The 19,282-nt window shown below is 36.9% G+C and carries 8 protein-coding genes and 2 tRNA genes; 5 read left to right on the top strand and 5 right to left on the bottom strand.

Annotated features, from left to right (window positions below; all coding sequences use genetic code 11):
• Positions 1–3: 3 nt before the first annotated feature.
• Together H7U22_RS01050 and H7U22_RS01045 are read left to right on the top strand one after the other, a co-directional pair.
• A tRNA-Met gene (locus H7U22_RS01050) sits at positions 4–76 on the top strand.
• A gap of 82 nt (positions 77–158) precedes the next feature.
• A tRNA-Glu gene (locus H7U22_RS01045) sits at positions 159–230 on the top strand.
• Positions 231–463: 233 nt separating this feature from the next.
• Here H7U22_RS01045 and H7U22_RS01040 read toward each other — a convergent pair.
• Together H7U22_RS01040 and H7U22_RS01035 are read right to left on the bottom strand one after the other, a co-directional pair.
• Positions 464–892 carry an ASCH domain-containing protein gene (locus tag H7U22_RS01040; protein WP_187069483.1) on the bottom strand — a complete coding sequence of 143 codons (429 nt, stop codon included), beginning with the start codon at positions 890–892 and terminating at the stop codon, positions 464–466.
• Positions 889–2,973, bottom strand: coding sequence for a GNAT family N-acetyltransferase (locus H7U22_RS01035; RefSeq protein ID WP_187069482.1), 2,085 nt, complete (start codon positions 2,971–2,973; stop codon positions 889–891). Before H7U22_RS01035 ends, H7U22_RS01040 begins: the two co-directional genes overlap by 4 nt.
• A 371-nt stretch (positions 2,974–3,344) precedes the next feature.
• Between H7U22_RS01035 and H7U22_RS01030 the strand changes: the two genes are divergently transcribed.
• Positions 3,345–3,662 carry an RNA recognition motif domain-containing protein gene (locus H7U22_RS01030; RefSeq protein ID WP_187069481.1) on the top strand — a complete coding sequence of 106 codons (318 nt, stop codon included), beginning with the start codon at positions 3,345–3,347 and terminating at the stop codon, positions 3,660–3,662.
• 60 nt (positions 3,663–3,722) lie between these two features.
• Here H7U22_RS01030 and H7U22_RS01025 read toward each other — a convergent pair whose 3' ends face one another.
• The 3 genes from H7U22_RS01025 to H7U22_RS01015 form a co-directional block, all read right to left on the bottom strand.
• Positions 3,723–7,733 carry a hypothetical protein gene (locus tag H7U22_RS01025; RefSeq protein ID WP_187069480.1) on the bottom strand — a complete coding sequence of 1,337 codons (4,011 nt, stop codon included), beginning with the start codon at positions 7,731–7,733 and terminating at the stop codon, positions 3,723–3,725.
• Positions 7,734–7,764: 31 nt separating this feature from the next.
• Positions 7,765–12,837 (bottom strand): hypothetical protein, encoded by a 5,073-nt coding sequence (locus tag H7U22_RS01020; RefSeq protein ID WP_187069479.1) that lies wholly within the window; start codon positions 12,835–12,837, stop codon positions 7,765–7,767.
• 484 nt (positions 12,838–13,321) lie between these two features.
• Positions 13,322–16,753, bottom strand: a complete 3,432-nt coding sequence (locus H7U22_RS01015) for a PAS domain-containing hybrid sensor histidine kinase/response regulator (RefSeq protein ID WP_187069478.1) — start codon at positions 16,751–16,753, stop codon at positions 13,322–13,324.
• A 734-nt stretch (positions 16,754–17,487) separates the two neighbouring features.
• Between H7U22_RS01015 and H7U22_RS01010 the strand changes: the two genes are divergently transcribed.
• Together H7U22_RS01010 and H7U22_RS22990 are read left to right on the top strand one after the other, a co-directional pair.
• Positions 17,488–17,892: a response regulator transcription factor gene (locus tag H7U22_RS01010; protein ID WP_187069477.1), complete on the top strand. Its 405-nt coding sequence runs from the start codon at positions 17,488–17,490 to the stop codon at positions 17,890–17,892.
• Positions 17,893–17,896: 4 nt separating this feature from the next.
• Positions 17,897–19,096, top strand: a complete 1,200-nt coding sequence (locus H7U22_RS22990; RefSeq protein ID WP_187069476.1) for a sugar transferase — start codon at positions 17,897–17,899, stop codon at positions 19,094–19,096.
• Positions 19,097–19,282 lie beyond the last annotated feature (186 nt).

Here is a 19,282-nt window from a genome sequence, read left to right as displayed (position 1 = left end):
GAGTGCGGGGTGGAGCAGTTGGTAGCTCGTCGGGCTCATAACCCGAAGGTCGCACGTTCGAGTCGTGTCCCCGCTACAAAGTTGAATGACGATTGAAGAATTACGACTTACGATTAAGTAAAATCGTAAGTTCAAAATCCAAATTCGTTAGTCAGAATGGCCCGTTCGTCTAGGGGTGAGGACGCCAGATTTTCATTCTGGAAACAGGGGTTCGATTCCCCTACGGGCTACAGGAAATTTAAGAAACCTACAGATCAATGATCTGTAGGTTTTTTTATTTTAAGAATGTATCAATCCACATCGTACCAATAATAACGAAATGTCGACCACGTTATTTCAAGACACAATTTGCCATTGGACAATTTGTGCACTAACCATCTAAACCTAATTCTTAAACAACTGCTATATGTTAATTGCAAAAAATAATTCTTTCAACCTCGTCTACAGAATTATGATTTAAAAACTAATTAGATAAATTTTTATAATCTCGAAAAGTTTGAAATTTGTCGAGATATTTAAAAGTTTGAGGAGGCGTAAACCTAGGGTGAATCATTTTAATCGCACTTAATAAAATTTCCGAATCCAACTGTATTATACTACATAGTTCTATACCCACTGCGGTTGACGAATTTTGATAATAATCCTCAAATTCATTTTGTGTAATACCGAGGTTGTTTTCATAACGTTCCCACATTTTTTGGGGTGATAGCTTGATTATTTGTTTAACAGTCGCAATAGCTGTTACAGCTTTCTTAGGTTGAGTGGTATATATGATAACCGTATCACCAGCCTTTACTTTTGGTTGAGCCTTTCTAAGCTCAATAGTTTTGCTTCCAGAGATAATTCTAGAAACGTATTTCTCTTTAATCGAAATTAAAAGAAGTTTACTCATGGCTTATAATTTAATCCTTTTCCCAAGGCATAGATTTCCATAAAAGTAGTATTTTTTATCTTCATTGGTGATTGAAAATTATTATCCTTCTCTCCGTTCTCTGAGAGTATTCTTTTTATTTCCTTCAATGTAACAATCTTTTGAAAGGACTCAGAGTCACTAAAACGAAGAATCTTTATATTCTTATCGATAACATTTTTTGCCAAAGGCATAATATCTTTTTCCCATGAATACACGCCAAATCGCTCGTATTTTTTAAAAACCTCTTTCGCCCCACCAATAACAACCTCATTTAAGTAAGATGAACATACAATTCCTTTTGATCTAGGGGAGTGCTGACTATCGCTAGCATACCATAATATTCTAGCTGGAAATTTTTCAACATTGGGACTTACATTTCGGTAATATACATTTTCTTTATTCCAAATTAATTTAGGTTGCACACCAAAGAGCTCAGCTTTAGCGGCTTTTGTATCAAACAATTCTCTAGCGTAATGGGGCTTAATCGGTATAATAAAACACGGAATTTCTGCATCTATAATTTTTAGAGGCCATAAGGCTTTTTCAAGAGATAACATATTTAAATTATATTGGTCGTTTTTGTTATCTTCTATATTTATTAAAAAATTACGCAATTGAGGGATCTCTTTTAAGAAAACGGAAAGATCTTGTTTGAGTTGCTCTATTGTTGAAAACCCTTTCTTTACACCTCTTATCCATTTTTGATCTATTTCAAAAAAACCATAATCCTGTAAAATTTGAGCTTCAACTGACGTAATATGATGATCCGTCAAAGCTAAGAATGATTTATTGTTGTCGGATGCAAGTTTAACGAGATCATTAATATTTTGCATAAAGATTGTTTGTCGTAGAGTGTACTGTTTCGTTCTGATTAGAGGTACTTGAATATAATCATCTTCCAAATGATACCCGACTATTGAAACAATTGACATCCCTTCTTTAATCACCATAACACATCCCGTTGACTTTGCAATTACCCCATCAAGTGATGTTTTAAAAATTGATTTCCTCTCTCCTCCACTTGTATTTAGAAAAAGAGATTCAAGACCATCCCTATCCTGTGGATTTAACTTTGAAACTGAGAAATTATTAGCAGAAAGCTGGTTAGGATAATAATCCATTGCATTAATGGAAAAATCAATTTCAGCACTAAATTGGAATGGCTCAACGATTTTTAGCGGGTACTTTTCAAGGATCTTTTTGCTATTCTTTAGAATACCTGCGTCCAAGGTGATGAAATATGGAAAGCCAGACAAAACGGCTTCGGATATTTGCCTTCTATCGGAAATATGATTATCTGTTTTACCAGGATAAATACTTAAAAGCTCTCTTTCTATATCTTTAAGACTAGATTTATCAATATTTAGCTCGGTAAAATCTTTTAAGAATTGTTTAGTTTTTTCCTGCCTTGAGTTAATTTTATCACGAAATAATTCATTTATTGTTTCTGAGGCATAATAATATTCTACTTCTGTAGCAATCCAGTCATTAATTAATTCGGCAATCTGCTCTTTTGTATTATCATTTAATGCCGGCTCCATTATCTTTGCAAGAATATTCAAATCTAATATTGCCTTAACCTTATGGTTTTGATTTGTTGAAAACAAATCATTTACACCAAAATTGTACCACCATGTTATTAGCTCAATACTGCGATTATTTCCTCTACTTGGTTGTTTACTTTTTGGTTGAAATCCATATCTGTTCCAAAAAGCCTCCGCCTTTTTATAATCACTCCTGCAATTGAGTTTGATTCCTCTTGCTTGAGATCTAAATTCACTAACAAGCTTATTAACCATTAATTCAGGATAACCCTTTCCACGATATTCTTTCTCAACACAGAGATGAACGATTGAAAGTATCTGAGTTCGATTAGTAAAACGGAACTGTAAATATCCAACTGTACTATCCTCCTCTTTGCAAATCAACACCCATTTCTTAGCAATACTTTCCTTAAACGCATCCTTTGGCATGAGCCCTAATGTTTGTCTATTAGGACCCCAGATTCTTAATATATCATCTAGATCAGATTGTTTAGCAAAGACAATTTTTGAGAGCATATTTTATATTTAAATATGCAATGTACAAATTATAACCATTTATGTTTAAGGCAAATCTCACTAAAATTGAAGTTTAAACTATCCTTTCTAAAAATTAAAAGTTTATACTTTGTAAACCAGTTAAGTTAATATTCTTAATCCTTAAGATTTTAATTTCGTTACTTTTGAGTATTTGCTTTAAAAAAGTCTACTACAAATTCCTCAAAAAATTAAAAAAACCTAAATACCAACACATTGTATCTTTTTTTTACTTAAAACGTGCTTTAAAATTTCGATTTCAGCTTTCAATTGTTTTATTTTGTAATGCTCTTAGCGGATTACTGAATAAGTTTACCGAAAGAACTTAAAGAACATCCGAAAAACAATATTTTATGCCTAAACTTTTTATTGGAGGACTAGCTGAAAACATTCAGGAAATGGAACTGGCGATATTCGTGAGTTTACACGGTCGCGTGGATACAATAAAAGTGGTAAGGGATCGGGCCACAGGAAAATGCAAGGGTTATGCGTTTTTGGAAATTCCAGATCTGGCAGATGCCAAAAACATTATATCTATGTTGGATGGCGAAACTTTTAAGGGCAATGTAGTTACCATTAAAATTAGCGAAGAAGCTCCTGTTGCTCCTAAAGTTTTTTCGAGAAGTAATGATGCATCTAAAAAGAAAAGACCTCGGGTTTCTAAAGGATAAAAAAAATGCGAGATCTCTACAGATCCCGCATCATATGCGCTAACTTATTAATTTTTTGTATTAGCAATCATCACAACATACATCCGATACGGCAACCAATGCCGAAGTTCTGTAAATTCGGTAAGAACCCAATCCTGTTGTTAAAGGATTTAAAAGCTCGGCCTCCTCACCCCTTTCGCCTGCTATATTTTCAAGTCGTTGCCTTCTTAAATCTATACTCCATTGATTATCCAAAGGAAACATTTCTACGCACAGTACACTTAAACTGCTCTCTGCCGGAAGCCCCATTTCTAAAAGTCTGGCTTGAATGTCTTCAACTTTTAAGATTGCTCGTCCGGATTTTGTACCTTCTTGTATGGGTTGCAAGGAAACTGCTTGATCTAAAATTTTGCGTTTCGGCGGTGCGTATGGCATATTTCCAGAATCTATAAGTAAGTTGCGATACGATTTACCATCTGCCTGCCTAACCTGAGTATAAAGCATATACCACATACTGGTTTGAGGCGGATTTGCAGAAACATTTTCTCCATTCAAAACTGCGGTTGCAAACGGAGCCGTAATTACAATTTCATTTCTAACGGCTCTAGTTAATATCGTTTCTTCTAACTCCAAACCTCCTCTTCTTGGAGCCCTCCTCAATACATTTTCAAGATTATTTTCTACCCTTAAACCATTGGCCTTGCGTGCCAACAATCCGGTTTTTCTTCTAATTACCGTACAAGTTAAAGCAGGTGCTGGATGCTGAACGCCATTTGCTCTTAACGGGCGACCGTACCTGCCCTGTGCGGTAGTCCAAAATCCCTTTTTATGCCCTAGTCGGATTTCGTAACTGAAAAAACCGAATAATTCATCGCTATCGGCATGTAAACCTGGAGGCAATGGCAACATATAGAAACTCGATTTTCCGCTTTCATCTTCTCCTCTAATCATTTGTTGCATAGCGCCCATGCCTGCATTATCATCATGCCCACCGGCCAGAATAATTCTTATTTTTTCATCATTGATGTTCAATTCGGGATCAACTGGATCATATTTCAACAATTTTTCGTTAATGCTACATAACAAAGGATCGGGTGCATTAGATAAAACCCTGGCAAAGTAAGTATCCTTTTCATCATCAGGTTCTCGATCCATTTCTAGCCACAAAAACCGTTGTCTAAATTCTGTAGAGGCATATTTTTCTGCATCGGCGATGTATGGAGATAATGCAATTCCGGCAGAAATCAATTTGGGAATCTGTTTCGGAATAATGGTAACCGGTAATTCGATAATACCATTCCAAGCATCAGAACCAGTTTCGCCATTAACACCCTCTTCAAAGTTCACTTTAATAAAATAGGTAAGGACTGCACCAGATGGAAAATCATCAAAGGTTTGTTTGGGATCGAAAGCATCCATAAAAATCAAACGAGAATATTGGCGATCTGCATCCTGAAGTGAGTTCATAGAAGCCGTATCCGAAACATTTATAGTACCTATTTCAATAACATCTCCTATTTTTCCACCTCGATTAGCTTTCCAGCCTCTAGAAATTGTGATGCTTTGTCTTTTTAAACCATCCCAAGACCAATCTCTCAACAAAGTAAAATCGACTCCAATGATCCAGTGGTTAAATAATTCGCCTAATGATGAAAAGGTAAGTGAAGAAGCATCTGGTGCCAGTGAGTGTCTCATTAAATTAGAACATCCAAATTGTACGCGAGTTCCTTTTTCACCCTCAAGCGTTAGGTTATGGGCAACCAAATTAAAAGCATCTGCCAATCGGCTCAATTCTATTGGAGTGGAACTATTAATGAAATTCAGCTCTAAAATGTTGCCAAAACCCTTAACCTTATGTTGATCTACCGGATGTTCGGGCTGAAGATAAATCGCTTTGTAACCAGTATCAATTTTGGAGAGTAAACCAACCTCATTAAGCGAAGGCTGATAAGAAGTCATCACCAATTTCTTTCCTTCGGCAATTCCACTATCTGCGTAATCGTTATCGGTATTTTTAATTAGTGGGATAAAAGTTAACCTTAAATGTCTGGAAGTTGGCAAAACCAATTCATTTTTAGCACCACCGCTACCAAAGCCACTCGTTAAATCGATTACGTTAATATCCTGATGAACAATCCTAAGTACGAATTCCTGATCATAATCATTTTCTGCTTTATCAATTTGAAATTCTTTTTCAAATAGTAAAAAGTATGGCTCTCTGCCGTTTTCCGAACGTCCGTTGTCCATCTCCAAGCCCTTTACCTCTACTCTGATTTTGAAGAATTCTACATCAGGATCTGCCAAACCAATATCCACACCAACTTGATCCCCAGTTAAATTCCCTAGAATGGCTTTTAATTGGTCGACAGCATTTGAATATTTCCCAGTAAAAACCACTGCCGGATAACCCAATAACGGTCTTTTTATTTTTAATATGGGATTATTTTCATCGAGAATGTTTTGAAGAATACTCGTGTCTTTCAGTACACTTCCTGTGGGCAAAGCATTGTATCGATCCTTCATCGTTACAATATTCATAGCTCCCGCAGCAATATATCTTTTAAAATGTTGATGCGCTATTGGCCTTTCGCCACCATTTAAGGCTTTATCTTCAGCTTTTGGTCCACCACCAGAAATATCCATTAACCGAACTCTAAATTCGTAATCTTCGCCATAAACCAATGGAAGCACATATTCTGGATTTGCCAGATAAGGATGAGCAACCCGTTTTGGAATATTGTTAATGCTGTTTTGGATCTCAGGACGGGGCGCAATCATTTGATCGGCAGTAAGCATATTGATGTCTTCTGCATCTTTATCTGCAATGGAAACCGCTTTTCCAGCCCAACTGCTAAAATACATCGGAAGCCAAAAACCTTCTCCTTCCGAATCGCCATGCGCTGCAGGATGTACTTCTGTTCCAGGTTCTAAAATATCGCCAACTACAGAAATTGGGATTGCACCACCATCCAGTGCGGTGGTTTGTTGCACCACCAAACTATTTTGAGAAAGCCATTTATCTTCACCCAATTTGCGAACATCCAATCGATAGCCAAATACACCCAAAGGCGCATCTATCGTAGCTCCGCTTTGCTCTTCTTTTTGCAACATCTGCCTATTGTACCAAATGGCAATTTGCTCATCATCCCACCCCAAACGAATGCCAATATCTTTTAACGGCGGGTTCGAGTTATCTTTTTCTTGCAATAAATCTTGATTAATAGGCTGGTTTGAATGTACAATTTTGGCAAAGCCATCATCATAAACCATTGCATCTCTTAAAATTTCATCGTAGCCAAGATTGTCAATCGCATCTGCAACTGGAAACTGTACAGCAGAAAACAGTACCCGCTCGGTTAAACCTTTAAGTGCAGGAATTCTTGCTGCATATTTCATTTTTGCAGTGCTATCAAAGTCGCTTCCAGAAGCCAATTCGGTATAAAGCCATCCACCTTGTTCAAAAAGTTTTTCATCGGGATTTAACTCGATTGATGCTTTATAAATGAGTCCAACCTTTTCGGCCAATGCCGGATTTCTTAAACAAAAAGCAACAACTTTTCCCCAGGATAAAGTATTTCTTTGTGTATTCCGATCGGTATTGTCGTTATTTTTATTTTTAACGGCACATGAATATTCATCGCCACTTAAAGCATACTTGGTTTTTGCCCGCACAAAGTTGAATGCACTTCGATAACTTTCTGGCAGGTACTTACGAATAGACCTTTCTTTGTATCGGTTTACATCGGCACCTGCTCGCTGTGCATCTTTTTTAGTTTCGATATCGTCTATTTTCATTCCATCGCTCAGCTCCATTTGTTTTTTCAGTGCTTCCCAAGTGTTGCGGGTAGATACCACTGGGTTTTCCAAAGTGATTACTGGGTTTGAAGATATGCTTCCTGTTAAGGGCAAACCATCCAAGCTATTAATAACCATCGACTTAAACTGGAGCTGGGCATCGGCAAAGGCCGCCAAGCCATCTTTTAACGGCAATAATGGATTTAAATTTCTCGGAATGATTACAATGTTAAAAGTAAGTCGCCCGTTTTTATAAGATTGAGGGAATGTTAGGATGCAAAGTGTTGTTGGTTCCATAATAATCGCAAATAAGGTTTAGGTAATTGGATTAAGCAATTTGACGGGTTTCTTCCCAAGTTTCGGTAAAATTGATGTCGATAACCCAAAAAATGCTGATGTCTAAAGCGAAAGTGCACATGGCAATACAGCTGGTTGGCCCACCGCCAAGTTGTTTCTGAATTTTGCCCGCCGCTTCTATTTGAATGGTAATGGTTACAATACCTCCAAAAATTTCTGCTCGGCCTCTGAAATAGATAAATGCCCCGATAATTACTTCTTCGGTATTGAGCGATATATCTACACCAACCATATACATTACGGCAACGCTGCCAATTACTGGCAAGCCTACACAAAGCTCTACCCCAAAACCGAATTTAAAATACAGTGTTGGCGAATGTTTGAGATCGGCAACGAGCCCAACTTCTGCTCTTCCGGTTGCATAAATAGTTGCAGCCGCCAGGGAAACACACATTACACGTAAATCTGCACCGAGTTCTAAAAATGCTCCGGCGGAAGGCATTACTTCATCGATGGTATTTGGAATTTTGATGGGCTGATTAAAGTAGCAACCAATTTTAAAGGATGCATCTAACTTTAATGGCGTTGTAGGCGAGTTGTAATTTATTGGATCAAAGGGAAATTTAACGAATGGAATTTCCTTATCGGCCTTAAATTTATAATCCCATGAATCGGCATTATTGCTCATGGCAATTTTTAAACCTTTTTTAACCGCTTCAACTGGCTGGGTTGGATCTAGATTATCCAAAAATTCCAGAATCTGATAAATTTTCTCCAGCGGTTCTGCAAGTTTAAGTTGAGGTGCATTTTCTGCGTTAGAACCAAAATTAGGACTTACTTTTACACCTGCTTTAAAATCGCCACTGATGGTCATTAAGGATTTGAAAGATGCCAAATCGACAACAATACTCATATTGCCCATTTCGTTTTTCCATTTCTCCTCAACTTCAGAATTGGTTACATAATCTATTAATGTATTTGATTTTTCTCCATCCTTGTTTTCACTTTTATACTGAATGTACATTCTAAAAGGATCATTTGCTTTGCCGATAATATCGAAAGTAAGATCATCGGGAAGTTTAAATTTCTTTATCTCTTTTTTTAATCCATCTGTCACAATATCGGTTACCGACTCTACAATGTCTTCTATTTTTAGTGCATTGCCCAAATTTGGAAAAGGTCCTTTACTATTTAACAGCCTAAAGCTATCGGCCAATAAAGGTGCATCGCTCAGCACAGAAGTAATTTGATCTGAGTTATATCTAGGATCGGTAAGCAAGAGTTTTTGAGTGCCGGTATTCTGCACAAAACCAAAACGTTTGGCAAATGATCCCTCTCCATTAAGAAGAGCATCTGCAAAAGCAACCTTCGAAACTTTTGATGAAATAGGAACAATAAATTCTGGATTTAGGCGGTCGCGTTCACCTTCTCGAATAATGGGAACACTTTGTTTGTTGCTTACCGGAAGTACATCGCCCGTTTTTTTGTCTACTTCCACCACGCTCCAACTTCCATCGGCAGGCAATTGAACTGATCCTCTTGCGGCTGAAACAAAAATTATTTCTCCTTTATCGTCATTTTGATAGGAAGCAGAAACATCTACCCGATTAACCAAAATCTTCTGATCGGTTCCGCCCAAATTTAATAAGCAATCTACATTTCCACCGATTGAGTTTTGATTGCGCATCATCAATTCGCTAAAAACAGATTTTGGAATCGGAACACCTTGTGGCGAAAGTTGTAAATAGCCTTTAAACTGCCTTCCTGTTACTTTTTTGTAACTGCCCTTTCCGTCAATATCCATATTCACATCAGCATCGAAAGTAATACCCACAAGTTCTGCTGTTTGCGGATTACCACTACCAGCATCATGCACGAAATCATCGGCACTATTTTTAAAATAATCTCCTCCGCCTGGAGCATAATCAATAGAGATGCTATCGCCTTCAACTTCTTTAATGTTGTGTACATTGAAGAAGCCTCCAACCAAACCCGGGTGGAAAATATATGGATTTGGGAAATTTTTGGGATTGTCGTTTTCATCCTTTCCAATAAAAGAAAAATCGTAGATACCATCACTCTTAGCTACCCAGCCACTATCTTCTCGATAAACAATGGCATTATTGCGCCTATAAAAAGTAATGGTCCTTACCACGCAAATTCCATAAGGATAAACCATACTTACCGCCTGTACAACTTCATGCGCCAATCTTCCACGCATTACATCAAACTTTACCTGCGCAATATCTGCGAACTTGGCCAAGGGTGCCAGCCAATTGCTGTACGTACTGGCGCCATAACCAGAAAAATCTATGTGCGTTAGCGGAACACCGGTTTTGCCGAGGTTAGATGCGAAAGTATTGTTAAAAATACGGTGTACATCTTTGCCCAAAATACTTTGAGGAATACTATTTCCGTTCCAATCGGTGGAGTTTTTCATTTGCACCGTTGCACCAAACAATTCTGGAGGGAACGATTCTGGATTTAGCGCAGTGTTTGCGGAAATCCGAAGTTGCAATCCGCCTCTTAATTTTTCGTTATTGAAACTTGGCGTAATAAAGTCCAGATGCCGATTATTCATAGTGGCCTGCTGTGGATTAAATGGGGTAAGCATGGCGATAGAAACCTTTCCATTTGGCAAACCAAATAACACACTACTTCCTAAATTTGGTTTTTTCTGAAGCGGATTTATGGGTATTTCTTCACCCTGCTCCTCTGGCTTAAGGTTGTGTTGAAATCTTTCTATATATTTTAGTGGATCTATATCAATTACGGTACTATCAAATTGCGTAAATACCGTTGCAGGTCCTTGATCTTTATAACCAATAATCCCTTTATCTGGATCATCACTTATGCCTGGCTCCGTAATATTTACTACTGGCTCCCAAGAAATATGCGGAAGCGTATAACCATTTAACATCGCCATTGGTGTACGCAAATTCATTTTCTCGATGGTAACCACCTGTTCGGAAACCTGTTTTATTTTGGCAAAACTCTGACTAATAGACCGCACCTGGTTAAATGACATCGATACGCCGAGAAGATCATAATTTGTACTTAAATCAAGTAGTGAAAAAACCCTCGGACTTCTAAATATTTTAGAGTCTATGCCACGAGAAGCGCCTAGTTTAGATAAACTGCCAGATTCTTGTGAAGCAAACATTTCTATCCCGTGATTTTCGCTATTCTCGCTTACCACAGGTGTTTGGATCATGGATGGAACAACCTGTTTTTGATCGTAAAATAATTTGAAATCCACATCAACCAAGGCGATGTTTTGCTCATCCTGTTTCCAATCGCAGGTGGAAGTTAAAGCGCCCATCAAACTTTGATTAAAACTCGCTACATCACTAAATGCAGAAGCTTTTCTCAAATTTTGAAATAAAACTTCTGAGGTATATGGATGGGGCAACATGGGCACCAAATCCGTTAAGCCATATAAAATAATTAGCTTCCCTTTGGTTAGAATATTCTCTGGATTAAAACTTCCATTTAAAATTAGCGTGGCGGGTGGCGTAGTTAACAGATAAGCATTTTCCAAGGCGAATTGATATGGCCTTGTTATTTTTTTAATTGCTGTAAACTTAAGTTTGGATATTAAATTTTCTGATGAAGCAACAATACTTTCTGTTTTCATATCCTGATCAATCAGCATCATTTCAGCAAGTGTTGGCGAAACATATTTAACGTAAATGCTATCAAGCGTTTTTGGAGCTACTGGAATTCCATCGGCACGAATGGGTTTATCGGTTTCAATTGTGGCATCAACTACAGTTGCAATACCTTCAATACCTTCTTCTGCGCAGGTATAATCCAACTTCTTTTTGCCCATAAAGGATAAAGTCGCTCCTGCTTTTATTCCAGAAGTTTCATCCCGATCCCAAAGTTTGTAATCTTCTTTTAAGCCCTTAAAATCTGCATTTATTTCGTGGACCACGAACAACCCCGGTTCTGCCAAAATTAATGGCCGAGATAAATAAACGGGCAAGCGAGCATCAATTCCTTGCCAGCTACAGGTTAAACCTTGCTCTGTGCTGATGCCAAGTGCACCATTATTGCGGATGGAAAAAGGTTTGGCTACATCGAGTTGATTTAATGATAAGCACCAAACTGATGCCCTTACCTTACTTGTTCCCTCAATTTTAAAAAATGAAGATTCATTATCACGGATGGAAAACTCTGGATTATCTGACGAAAGCGGAATAAGTATCTTCCCCAAATCTGAGCTGTAACTCGTTTCCTTTCCGGCAAAAGTAAAAAGCCTGCGGTCGCCATAAAGTTCCCAGCTGGCAGGACCCATTCTGGAGATAGAGATTTTTTTATTTGTGTATTGAAGATTTAAAAGTTCTGGTGGCTTTACATTGGCATTTCTAGAATCTATCCCAAAATTGGTTTCTCCTTTATTGGTAAAAGAATTATCCAAAACTAAATCTAGCCTAAAACCAATATCGGCAGTAATTTTAAGTGTATCGCTTAGTACCGAAATTATTTTAGAGAGCGTTAATTTTCCTGAAGTAATTTTAAAGCCGGTATAATTGGTAGCACTGGCCTGAATGGAAAACAAATCTGCACGAATCCAAATGCTGCCTTTCGCTAAGGTGTATTCGGCAACAGGTCTGCCAATTTTAGAAAGTTTTAAAGGCAACAACATTAATGGCTTAGTTTCTCCGGCTAAATAAATGGGCACCAGTTTTTCGTAATTAAAAAAATCATACCAAAACAATCTTCCATCATTTGCGGTAAATGGCCCAAGTGTTTGAGAGGATTGCGCCAGTGGATTAAGTGAAAAAAGATTTTTGGAGCTGGCCAGATTTTCCAGATTTCCCAAAATGGATAGGGGCGCTTCCCTACGTACCACCAACTGCTCATTTTCTTTCACATCTGGCTTTAGCCTAGAAAAATTTTGAAGCAATTCATTGCTTCGAATGTTCTGCGCAACCAGATCTGGGTTTTCAGTTTTCAAAAACAGATTGCTTTCAACGGCAACATCCGATTTTTTGAGCATGCCCAACAAGGTATTTAGCCTTTCAGGATTTTCATCTGGTTTTACCACTAAATCGTGGACAAGATTTAATTGGTTTTGGAAGGAGGTAGATTTAGCCATTTCAATGATTAGTTAATGTATCAATACAGAAATAATTTTAGAAAAAGGAAAGTAAAGTAAATGGCTAGAAATCTTAAATAGACTTTATTCAAACTAAAATGGAAGCCAGTCGAAATCCAACTAAGAAATCGGGCATGGAAATGTCTGTTTGTTAATGCACATTTACTATAATAAATCTACAATTAAATTTTTCTATAGAAATACCGTGTTTACGGTATTTTATTCACAAAAGATTTAAGCAAATGTTTATAACGTATTGATAATAAACCAAAAAGCATAAACCACTATTCTTAAATAACAGTGTTTATGCTTTAATATTAAGTTATGAAGGAGGGTTGTTTACGCGGATGCTTGTGCTCTAATAACCTTAAATAAACTGGGGTATCTGGCGCAAGTGTCCGCTTGTGCCTTTCAATATTCTTTTTAGCACAAGCGGACGCTTGCGCTAGAGTAATCGATATAGCACAAACTGTAAATTTGGCATTTACGCCTCTGTAGCTTCCGAAGGAAATTCTACTTTAAGCATTGAGATTACGGCATTAACCGTTTCACCCACATTTTTTATCGCGTCTTCTAGAGAAGGATCATTGATTCTTTCGTTGCCGAAGCCCTCAATATCTCTAATTACACGCTGAATTGTGGTCATATTTAAATGATCAATACTAGATTTTAGTTTGTGTGCAACCGAGCCCATGTGCTCTAGGTTATGGCTTTCGTACGCTTCCTTTAGCTCATTTACCATTGGTGGCATTTGCTCACAAAACATATCTACCATTTTTTTCACAAAGTCTTCTCTTCCCTTGCTGATTACTCGCAAAGAAGATAAATTGTATAAAGGTTCTTCCATTTTAGGTCCATCTTCAAGCTGAGCATCCTCATCTTTGTTAATCCACTTATCTATTGTTTTTAAAAACGTTTCTTCATCAATTGGCTTGGTTATGTAATCGTTCATTCCAGCAGCGATGCATTTTTCTCTTTCGCCCTTTATCGCCGAAGCCGTTAGCGCAATAATTGGAATGTGGTTTCCCATTTCACGTAACCTACGTGTGGTTTCATAACCATTCATAATTGGCATCTGAATATCCATCAAAACCACATCAAATTGATCATTGGCAATCATATCGAGCGCCATTAATCCATTCTCCGCAACCATAACTGTAGCCCCAAAATCCAAAAGCAAAATAGATGCGACCAATCTGTTCAAGTCGTTATCATCTGTGATCAAGATTTTTCTGCCCAGCAAAAACTCTTCACTAAATTCGGTTACCACTTTTTCTGGCATATCTTCCGCTACACCTTTGGGCAACTCTAAAACAAAGGAGATTGTAGAACCTACATTTTTAACGCTTTCTACAAAAATTTCCCCACCCATTTGTTTAATCAGGTTTTTACAAATGCTCATTCCCAAACCTGTACCACCATATTTACGGCTTACCGACTCGTATTCCTGACTAAATTTATCGAACAGATGGGTAACGAAGGATTTCTCCATCCCTATCCCAGTATCTTTTACCGAAACTTCGATTACTTGAGAGTTGAGCTTATCCGTTACCACCTTACAACTTAAATCTACAGAACCCTTTTCTGTAAACTTAACGGCATTCGTCATTAGGTTAAGTAAAACTTGATTTATCCGATAGGGATCGCCAATTAAAACCGGTGCAATTTTGCTATCGAAATAATAATTATTTAAATCAAGTCCCTTCTGCTCCCCTTTATGCGTAATTACCTGCATTGAGTTTTGAAGTACATCAACTAAATTAAAACCGATGTTTTCTAAACTCAGTTTGCCTGCATCAATTTTAGAAAGATCAAGTACATCATTTATAATCACCAAAAGACTTTTAGATGCTTTTTGAATGGTTTCTAGATAAAATTCTTGCTCGGTACCCAAATCGGTTTTGGCCAATTGATTGGTCATACTCATGATGGCGTTCATAGGTGTACGCATTTCATGACTCATGTTGGCCAAAAAGGTTTCCTTGGTTGCAGCCAAATCTTCGGCTTCGTTTCTAGCCGCAATAAGTTCTATTTCCTGTAATTTTTGATCCGTAATATCTAAATGGATTCCGATTGAACCAACCAATTCAGATTTATCGTTATAACGTGGTGCACCACTTACCAACCACCATTTCTTTTCGCCGTTTTTATTTTTGGTCTCTACCTCATACGCATCCGCAATTCCATCTTGACGTTTTTTCAGATTATCTTGTTCTAAATAACCCTTTTCTGGAGAAAGAAACATATCACCGGCACTTTTTCCTATCAGCTCTGGGATGGTAAAACCGCACATGTGGCAGAAACTGTTGTTGGCATAGGTAATGTAACCATCATTATCTACTTCTACCATACCCAGCTTCATATTGGCTAAAATGCTTCTATATTTTTCCTCATTAACCCGTAATGATTCTTCTACCGTTTTACGTTCTGTAATATCGGCCATAAAACCTGTAAATACCTTGGCATTATCCTGACTCGTGTACGAATAAGCAGAGTGTACGGCATACCAGCGGGTATCCAAACCGGGAATTGTAATTTCCGATTCATCGTAAAAGGGTTCTAGTGTTGTTCTACTGTGCTGTTGCTTGCGATCAATTCGAGCCTGATCTATTGGAGAAATGTATTTCCCATTCCAAAATTCTTCTGCCGTAATGCCAAAAACACGTTCAACCGCCGGACTAATATAACGCAATCCATCAGTTCCATCTTCCCTGTATTCATACTCGTAAATTACACCCGGAATATTTTCAGAAAGTGATCTAAATTGTCGTACGTGTTGTTCTAGCTCGAGTTCTGTTTTTTTGATTGGTGTAATATCGGTGTGCGTACCTACAATTCGCAAAGGCTTTCCGTTTTCATCCTTTTCAATAACTACCCCGCGATCCAATACCCATTTAACATCTCCATTTTTATGGATGATGCGATATTCTTCATTATGCGAATCTATTTGTCCGCGTTTGTATTTTTTGAAGTTTTCGAACAGAAGATGAAAATCCTCCTTTTGAACTTTATCCCACCAAACCACTTCGTTTGCAACTAAATCATCATCAGAGTAGCCCCAAAATTCGTTATTGGTTTTAGAGAAAATGGTTTTACCAGTTCTAAAATCGTGTTCCCAAACATTTCCTATTTTCTCCAATGCCAACCTGAAGCGGTTTTCAGATTCTTTTAAAAGTTCTTGAGCCTCTTTCTCTTTGGTAAAATCTTCAATTAATGCAAAAAAGCCGGTAAGCTCTCCATTTTGATTGTGGATGGGCTGACCTTTTACCCTTGCCCAATATGGCTTACCAGATTTTGAGTAATTATAAATATCTGCGTTAAACGCCAGTCCTTTTTTAACCTGACTGTTTAAATAATCGAGTGTTGCCTGACTCGTATTTTCACCATTTAATAAATGTTCGGGTTTTTTACCCAATGCCTCTTCAAAAGTATAGCCCGTCATTTCGCTAAAACTCTTATTTACCCAAGTTATTTTATCTTCATTATCGGTTATAATAATGGTGTTGATGTTAATTTCTGCAATTGTAGATAAAGTTCGCAGTTGCTCTTCTTTACTACTAGCGGGTACAGAAGCAAGATCAGTGGTTGCCAAATCGTAAGATGTTCCTGTAAAAAGAATCTGGTTTTCGGCCTCCAAGACCTCTATATTCCCATTTATGGTGTATTCGGTACTGTGTTTTACTTTAAAATTTACCGATTGGCTGTTGAGTGATTTTAAGAAATCGAAAGTTAAAACATCAGGAGAGTTTTTATCCAATATAAAATGATCTGCAAAAGAGCCTGCGGTGCAATCTTCACAAAGCTTTTCAATTTCAGTGGCACAATCTTCTATAAACAAATCTTTATTGATGAGAATGTACAATGGGAAGAGGCGATTGAGCTGCTTTTTGCTGAACGAAAACTGGGATATACTCATTTTATTTATGGATAATTTAATTGTTCAGAAACTGAATTCTGATGAGCGTTTAATATTAGTAGATGACCGACACTGTAAAGTAGACCAATTTAAGAAATGGTCAAAATATTCCCTTGCAGACTTTATTTCGAAGAAAATTCATTGCAAAGAATAAAACTTAAAGATAGAAGTTTAAAATTTAAAAAGATAAAGAACTACACTTTTTACAATTTTTTACATACGACTTTGTAAACTTAATCATCAAACTGATTTAATCTCTAATCTTAAAGTATTTGATTAGAGCCGGTATGACTAAGTTTTGCTGAAAAATAAAAATCAATTAATTATTATTCTAAAATCAATTTGTAGTTTGATCAGCTTTTTTTTTTATAATTGCACTAACCATCACCTATTTAATCTTAAAAACATTGTTCAGCAACAAACATTCGCACCTAAAATGTTTCTACAACCAAAGAAACTTGAAGTATCGATTGAAATGTGCGCAAGAATAAACTGGGTTTGGCAAATTTTTTTACTGTAATAAACGTAAATAAAACTCAGAATCTTTAAATATAAGCAGAAACATATACTTCTTAACGATCATGAAATTCAAATCTCAAATAAAAAGATGATTTGATATTTAATAAAATAATAACCATACCAGTAACATTTCTGTAATAAAGAATATTACTTTTATAAATCTCTCTTAAGCCTTTTTACGTATTAAGAGCATAGTTTTAAATCGCCCTATTAAAATGAATTTATCCAGTACCCGAACAATTAATATACTTATAGTTGAAGATGATGTATTTATGCAGGCCATACTTGAAGAGATTTTAAGTACGACTTACATTATCGAAATCAGATCGAATGGAATGGATGCTCTGGCTTACATGCAAAACGGAAACATTCCTGATTTGGTTATCGCCGATTTAAATACGCCAAAATTAAGTGGATTAGAATTAATTCAACAGGTTAAAGTAAGTGATTTCTTCAATTCTGTTCCGATTATCATTTTATCGGGCGAGGAAAGTTCTGATAAAAGAATAAAGTGTTTAGATGCAGGAGCTGATGATTTTGTAGTAAAACCATTTAACCCAGCAGAGCTAGAAGCTAGAATAAGAGTGGTTTTAAGACGCATGGGGAAATTGAGTGCATAGTAATATGATCGAGGAAATTAACGCTGAAACCAAAACACCGATAATTGCACTTATAGGGTTCGACAATATTTCTGCCGAGTTATTTGAAAACTGCAATTTTGGAAATAAAACATTGGTTCGTTTCGAAAATGGAATGAAAATGGCTTCATCGTGGATGGATGATCAGCTTAACATCGTGGCTATAATTTCTTACAGTGAGATTATGGCACCAGCTGGCTTATCGCTGATTGAAACCCTTAATAAAAAAGAACATCCAATCGTTCCATTTTTTCTGGTTGTAAATTATTTCAACCCCAATCTTCGTGTATTGGCGCTATCAGCAGGAATTTCTGATGTTTTCCGCATTCCGCTTAAAGCAAAACGAATAGAAAAGAGAATTAATTTTTTAATCGATAATTGGGATAATTTAAAGGACAATATCAAATCGGAAGTACCCCCAATTAAAAATATCGGCTTTGCCAAACGCGTATTTGATGTGTTTTTTGCAGGTATGGCACTCATTTGCTTTGCGCCATTATTTGTAATTATTTATGTCTTAATTCGATTAGAATCTAAAGGGCCTGTATTTTATTACTCTTTAAGAGCAGGAACCGGTTTTAGGGTTTTTAGATTTTACAAATTTAGATCGATGTTTGTTAACGCCGACCAAAGAATAAAAGATTTAAAACACCTAAATCAATATGATATTGATGCGGGAATTGATAAAGCAGAAGAAGTTAGCAACCAAACTTTGTGTACCCAATGCGCCGCAGAAGGTAAGTGCCAATACCCGCTTTATGCCGATAACATTCAATGGTGCGAAAAAGATTTTATCACTTCCAAAAACGCCAATGCAGGCTCTGCTTTCTTTAAAATCAAGAACGATCCACGGATTACCAAAGTGGGTAATTTTATAAGAAACACCAGTATTGATGAACTTCCTCAGCTTTGGAACGTAATTATCGGTGATATGAGTATTGTAGGCAACAGACCGCTCCCACTTTACGAAGCTGAAAAACTAACCACAGATAAATATGTTCTTCGCTTTGCCGCCCCTGCCGGAATTACAGGTTTATGGCAGGTAGAAAAACGTGGAAAAGGAGATATGAGCGAAGATGAAAGGTTGATGTTGGATAATACCTACGCCAAAAATCAAAGTTTTAAAAACGACATTAAGTTGATTTTAAAAACAATTCCGGCTCTACTTCAGAAAGAAAGTGTTTAAATTTTAAGGGTAAAAATTATCGATTGAAAATATTTATAAAATATTCCATCAATAGTTTGCATAACAAACAAATAATAGTACCTTTGCACTCCTTCAAACAGTAAGATTGTAGGAAAATAAGGCTCAAACTGCCTCTTAAAGCAAGAAAAATCGAGAGATGGATTTTGTGGAGACGAAAAATTTAAC

The organism is Pedobacter fastidiosus (assembly GCF_014306625.1).
Classification (GTDB): domain Bacteria; phylum Bacteroidota; class Bacteroidia; order Sphingobacteriales; family Sphingobacteriaceae; genus Pedobacter; species Pedobacter fastidiosus.
Note: the sequence above shows the minus strand (reverse complement) of the source record. Positions and strands in the feature narration are given on the sequence as shown.